Origin of the sequence: Haladaptatus sp. W1, assembly GCF_001723155.1 — an archaeon.
Lineage (GTDB): Archaea > Halobacteriota > Halobacteria > Halobacteriales > Haladaptataceae > Haladaptatus > Haladaptatus paucihalophilus.
Genome location: NZ_MEIH01000416.1, coordinates 1 through 5,107, shown reverse-complemented (window position 1 = coordinate 5,107; position 5,107 = coordinate 1). Strand labels below are relative to the sequence as shown.

At 61.7% G+C, this 5,107-nt stretch carries 8 protein-coding genes; 5 read left to right on the top strand and 3 right to left on the bottom strand.

Going from position 1 to position 5,107, the window contains the following annotated elements:
• The 3 genes from BG842_RS26555 to BG842_RS26545 form a co-directional block, all read left to right on the top strand.
• A partial coding sequence (locus tag BG842_RS26555; protein WP_139136282.1) for an alpha/beta fold hydrolase occupies positions 1 to 418 on the top strand: 418 nt, incomplete at its 5' end.
• A complete protein-coding gene (locus BG842_RS26550) occupies positions 415 to 597 on the top strand; it encodes an alpha/beta hydrolase (protein ID WP_254663515.1) in 183 nt (60 codons plus the stop codon). The genes BG842_RS26555 and BG842_RS26550, both read left to right, overlap by 4 nt.
• A gap of 58 nt (positions 598 to 655) precedes the next feature.
• Positions 656 to 1,024, top strand: a complete 369-nt coding sequence (locus BG842_RS26545; RefSeq protein WP_069452960.1) for a hypothetical protein — start codon at positions 656 to 658, stop codon at positions 1,022 to 1,024.
• Positions 1,025 to 1,121: 97 nt separating this feature from the next.
• Here the strand turns inward: BG842_RS26545 and BG842_RS26540 are convergent, their stop codons facing one another.
• The 3 genes from BG842_RS26540 to BG842_RS26530 form a co-directional block, all read right to left on the bottom strand.
• On the bottom strand, positions 1,122 to 1,607 hold the full coding sequence (locus BG842_RS26540; protein WP_069453130.1) for a GNAT family N-acetyltransferase: 486 nt from the start codon (positions 1,605 to 1,607) through the stop codon (positions 1,122 to 1,124).
• 79 nt (positions 1,608 to 1,686) lie between these two features.
• Positions 1,687 to 2,211: a DUF192 domain-containing protein gene (locus BG842_RS26535; protein WP_069453126.1), complete on the bottom strand. Its 525-nt coding sequence runs from the start codon at positions 2,209 to 2,211 to the stop codon at positions 1,687 to 1,689.
• A gap of 94 nt (positions 2,212 to 2,305) precedes the next feature.
• Positions 2,306 to 3,028: an EthD domain-containing protein gene (locus tag BG842_RS26530; protein ID WP_069453125.1), complete on the bottom strand. Its 723-nt coding sequence runs from the start codon at positions 3,026 to 3,028 to the stop codon at positions 2,306 to 2,308.
• A 300-nt stretch (positions 3,029 to 3,328) separates the two neighbouring features.
• Here BG842_RS26530 and BG842_RS26525 point away from each other — a divergent pair, with 300 nt between their 5' ends.
• Positions 3,329 to 4,579, top strand: coding sequence for an ABC transporter substrate-binding protein (locus tag BG842_RS26525; protein ID WP_069453129.1), 1,251 nt, complete (start codon positions 3,329 to 3,331; stop codon positions 4,577 to 4,579).
• A gap of 1 nt (position 4,580) precedes the next feature.
• A partial coding sequence (locus tag BG842_RS26520) for a branched-chain amino acid ABC transporter permease (RefSeq protein ID WP_139136281.1) occupies positions 4,581 to 5,107 on the top strand: 527 nt, incomplete at its 3' end.

Below are 5,107 nucleotides of genomic sequence, written 5' to 3'. Positions count from 1 at the left end.
CACTCGACTCGTACGAAGGCGTCGAACGGGGGCTCTACAGCAGAGTCCCGATTCCCGGCGACGGCACCTCCCGATTCTGGTGGGCCACTCGATGGGCGGTTCGACGGCGGCGTGGACGGCCGCGACCCATCCCGACATCCCGCGTGCCGTCGTCCTCGAAGACCCTGCTGGCGTGCACGGCCCTCCCGATACCGGACCCGACGAGCGGGCGCGGATGGTCCGCGAAAACGTCCGCGAGTGGTCGAACCGGTCGCTCGAAGCACTCGTAGCCGACCACGACGACCGCGAACCGGCGCTGGCCCGACGCCTCGCGGTGGCGAACGCCGAGTGTCGCTCGCAAATCGCGGAGATTGCCCGTGAAGGCTATCCCCGTTGGCGGACGCGTTCCCGGATATCGAGTGTCCGACGCTCGTCTTGAAAGCCGACGCCGACCCGGAAACGCGGGCGGCCGACCTCGACCTCGCCGACGAACTGACGGATGGACGACTAGTTCACGTTCCCGACGCCGGACACTGCGTGCTCCGTGACGAGTACGAGGCCGCATACGTGGAACTGCGGACGTTTCTCCGTCGGTTGTCGTTCGACGCCGATTACTGACATATTTTCGACCTCACTATCCGTAATAGTAAAGCGCTAGAGTTCACAGACCTCGCACATGGGTGACGAGGAGGCGGACGAGATACTGGCCGCGCTCGGATTGGACGAGGAAGCGACCGAATCGCCGGAACGACGGTTCGAACGCCGAGTGGTCGCGGCGATGGTGGACGCGCGGCGCGCCGGTGTGGACTACTGGCGGTTGTTCGAACTCGTCGAACGACAGCAGCGGGCGGCGGTTCGAGCGTCGTTTTCAGGGGGCGAGTTCGGCGACGATCACTCGACGGTGGACGAGGAGACGATACAGTACTCGCAAGTGGTTCACGCCACCGCACGCGCGCTCGACGCCGGGGCGTCGGAGCGCCAACTCCTCTTCAACCTCGCCAGCGCTTACCAGTTGTTCGAGGACGACTGGTCGGGAGAGCAGTAACTGTCGGTGTGGCGATAAAGAATACCTCGTGTACCCCTACCCAAGGTAAGCTGAAATCGACGTGGATACGATAAATGCTTTGTGTTCTTCACTCCGGTTAGAGCGCAACCGTGTACACCGATTCGTCGTACTCTCCGGGACCGATTTCGACGGTCGCTTCGTCCGTTTTCTCGAATCCGAGTCGCTGGTAAAACTCGATTCCCATATCGTTTTGAGAGAGCACCATCGCCCGGATTCGCTTCATGTTGATGTCCCGGAAATCGCCCCGTAATCGCTCGTAGAGTGCGGTTCCGATGCCATCCCCCCAATGGTCCGGGTCGACGTACAGTCGGAGCAAGTCACCTTCGTCCTCGTAACAGACCGCATGACAGAACCCGAGAAGCCCGTCCGCTCCCGTTGCCACGAGAAACACGGTTCCGGGTTTCTCGACGGCCGCCGCGAGCGACTCGTCCGAGTACCAGGACGATACCGTCCCGTCGATGGACTCGGCATCGACGAAATTCTCGTAGGCTTCCCTCCACGCACGCCGTGCGACGTTCCGGACCCATTCGAAATCCTCCTCGCTCGCTGGTCGTATCTCCATTCGCAGTTCCCCCGGCAGTCCGTTCACCGTGCTCTGTGGTAACGCTGCTGAATCACAACCGTCGTTGCAGAACGAAAAGTCAGTTTTCCTCGGTCGTCGGCCGCTCCCCCTCGAACACGAGTTTCGTTCCCGGTTCGATGCCGACTCGCTCCGCGAATCCTTGTCGCATCTCGACGACGTACTTCGCGTCCCCGTCGCTTCGATAGGTCCGCAGTTCGCTGTCGCTCGCGTTCGGCTGCGTGTCCGCGTGAGCGACGTTGAGGACCGTCCCGTTCGGCGCGACGAATATCATATCGAGCGGGATGAGGGTGTTTTTCATCCAGAACGACTGCACCGACGGGTTCTCGAAGACGAATATCATCCCGTGGTTTTTCGGGAGCGACTTCCGGTACATCAGTCCGCGCTCGCGCTCGTCGTAGGAGTTTGCGACTTCGAGTTCGACCGTCGTTCGGTCGCCGTTCGTGACGAACGCCGCGGTGGCGGTTTCCTCTACCTTGGTGGTTCCGGTGGTCGATTGGTTCCCGCCGTCGGTTCCGAACCCGCCTCCGACGCATCCGGCGAGCACGACGAGGCACACGACCGATAGGACCGCACTCACGCGCATGGCTCTCGAGACGCGCGCGACTGACAAAAATACGTGGTGTCGTCGGACCGTCCCCGCTGGGGGGCTTCCAAACACGTCCGACCGAAGTCCGCGCTCAGTCTCGCGTCTCGTCTTTCTGTACCGTTTCCTCGCCGATGAAGCGCGGTCGCTTTTCGAGCGCGAGGAAGTTGTTCACGTCCTCGCGGGCTTCCTTGGCCTTGCCCTTGTCGGGGTCGTAGTCGCGGCTGCCCTCGCTACCGAGGGCGTCGTGGAGCGCATCGAGGTCCTCGAAGTAGAGTTCGGCGATGCCGTCGAATTCGGCGTTCTCGGGGTCGGTCGGGAGCACGGTGTCGTATTTGACGACGCCCTCGATTTCGCGGGCGATGGGCGTGTGGTTGTTCTGCCAGTGGTCCACGAACTCCTCGTGGCTCATGCCGTCCTTGCGAACGAGGAAGGCGGAGTGTTTGTACAGGCCGTCGGTTTTGCCGTCAACCTCGTCCTTCTGGGTGACGACTTCGCCGATGAATCGCGGTCGTTTTTCGAGCGCGAGGAAGTTATCCACATCTTCGCGGGCCTCTTTGGCCTTGCCCTTATCGGGGTCGTAGTCGCGGCTGCCCTCGCTGCCGAGGGCGTCGTGGAGCGCATCGAGGTCCTCGAAGTACAGTTCGGCGAGGCCGTCGAACTCCGCGGCGTCGGGGGTCACCGGGAGGACGGTGCTGTATTTGACGACGCCTTCGATGTCACGGGCGATCTCCGTGTGGTTGTTCTGCCAGTACTCCACGAACTCCTTGTGGCTCATGTCGTCCTTGCGCACCAACAAGGCAACGTGCTTGTACATTTCGTTCGAGGGCACAGTCCGTGCTGTGATAAAAGGCGCGAAGCATGTCGGCTCAGGCGACTTTCGCCCGGAAATTCAACACCATCGTTTCCGCTGTTTGGCGTCCTCTCTTCGGTCGGTCTCTCCTCCGAACCCGGCCGACGACGAGGAGTGGGAACGGAGACGTCTGTGAACTCTAAACTCGACGCCTTCGGCGTGTTTCTCACCTTCGTGTAAATCTTCCACTGCTGTTGGGTGCATCAAAAACATTCACTTACGAATACACAATCATTTATTATGCATCATTTGCTCCTTGTTGCCATGGCTGACAGTAATACGGGACAGGTGGATGGTTTCAAGACGACTCGGCGCGCCGTTCTGGGTGCGGTTGGGGCGGGAGGTATCGCCGGAGTTGCTGGCTGTCTCAGCAACATCGGCGGCGGAGGCGGCGGGAGCGATACGGTAAAGTACGGGGTTCTCAACCCGATGACCGGACCGTACGCGGGACTCGCGAAGGAACAGAGGAAGGGGGCGAAACTCGCGGTGAAGACGATAAACGACAGCGACGAGTACGATTTCACCATCGACGCGCAGTACGGCGACACGCAGGCGGACGCGGAGACCGGGCAACAAGAGGCGCGGAAATTGGTCGAACAGCACGGTGCATCGTTCGTCATGGGAGCGATTTCGAGTTCCGTCGCGCTGGGCTTGAACGAGTTCGCAACGGAGGAGAGCGTGGTCTACTCCCCCGGAGCGGCGGCCATCCCCATCACGGGTGCGAACTGTAACAAGTACGTGTTCCGCTGTGAGACGAACACGGCCCAAATCGCCGAGGCGTGTTCCGAATGGACGCTCAACAACCTCGGGAGCAACGTCTGGTTCCACATCGCGGATTACGCGTACGGGAAATCCGTCCTCAGCGAGTGGCGCTCGCGGATGAAGGGGTCGAGCGCCGACTTCTCGGAAGCGGGCGTCACGCGGGCCAAACTCGGCGCGAAGAACTTCGATTCGTTCATCAGTCAGATCAAGAACTCCGACGCCGATGTCGTCGTCGTCGGTTCGACGGGCGGCGACCTCATCGAGTTCCTCAATCAGGCGAACGCGCAGGGACTCACCGACCAGAAGAAGGTGATGACGACCACGGGGTCGTTCCAAGTCATTCGCGGGGCGCTCGGCGAGAAAGCCGACGGAGTTTACAGCGGGACGCGATACGTCCCCAAAATCGACGCGGGCGACAATCAGGAGTTCGTCGAAGCGTACAAGAGCGCCAACGATAGCGAACCCGGCAACTTCGCGCGGGTCGCGTACGACTCCATCCGCATGGTCGCAAACGGGATCAAGGAGGCCGGAAGCACCGACCCCGACGACGTTGCCGACACGCTCGGCGGACTGAAGATGCAGTCCCTCTTCGGGGAGAACGAGTTCCGGAGCTGTGACCACCAGGCGAAAAACCCGGTCTGGGTCGGACAGAACGTCTACGAGAGCGGCCCCATGGCCGACGTGAAACTCATCGAAAAGGTGAGCGGCGACGACGCGATACCGCCGTGTGACCAAACCGGCTGCCAGCTCTGATATGGCGGGGGTATTCTTCGAACAACTCCTGAACGGGCTAACCATCGGCGCGGTGTACGTCCTGTTAGCGGCCGGTCTCTCCATCATCTTCGGCGTGATGGACGTCATCAACTTCGCCCACGGGGAGTTCTTCGCGCTCGGCGCGTACCTCGCGGTCGCCATCGTCGCCGTCGGCACCGGCGGCGGCATGTTCTGGCTCGCGTTGCTCGTCGCGCCGCTCGTCGTCGCCCTCATCGCGGCGGTCATCGAGCGCGGCACCATCCGCCCGCTCTACGGCCGAAACCCGCTGTACCACATCCTCCTCACGTTCGGGTTGGTCCTCATCTTCGAGGACGTCATCTCGTTCGTCTGGGGGGACAACGCCAAGCAGTTCGCCCAGCCACCGCTCCTCCGCGGTCCCGTCGATTTGCTCGGGTTCAGCTACTCCAAGTACAACTTCTTCGTCATCGCCATCGGCGTCGTGATGGCCGTCGGAACGTGGCTCCTGTTGAATCGCACGCGGTTCGGCCTCGTCGTTCGCGCTGGTGC

Excerpts from the sequence above, each read along its gene's own strand:
- BG842_RS26545 (WP_069452960.1), top strand. The coding sequence starts at position 656 with ATGGGTGACGAGGAGGCGGACGAGATACTGGCCGCGCTCGGATTGGAC.
- BG842_RS26540 (WP_069453130.1), bottom strand. The coding sequence starts at position 1,607 with ATGGAGATACGACCAGCGAGCGAGGAGGATTTCGAATGGGTCCGGAAC.
- BG842_RS26535 (WP_069453126.1), bottom strand. The coding sequence starts at position 2,211 with ATGCGCGTGAGTGCGGTCCTATCGGTCGTGTGCCTCGTCGTGCTCGCC.
- BG842_RS26530 (WP_069453125.1), bottom strand. The coding sequence starts at position 3,028 with ATGTACAAGCACGTTGCCTTGTTGGTGCGCAAGGACGACATGAGCCAC.
- BG842_RS26525 (WP_069453129.1), top strand. The coding sequence starts at position 3,329 with ATGGCTGACAGTAATACGGGACAGGTGGATGGTTTCAAGACGACTCGG.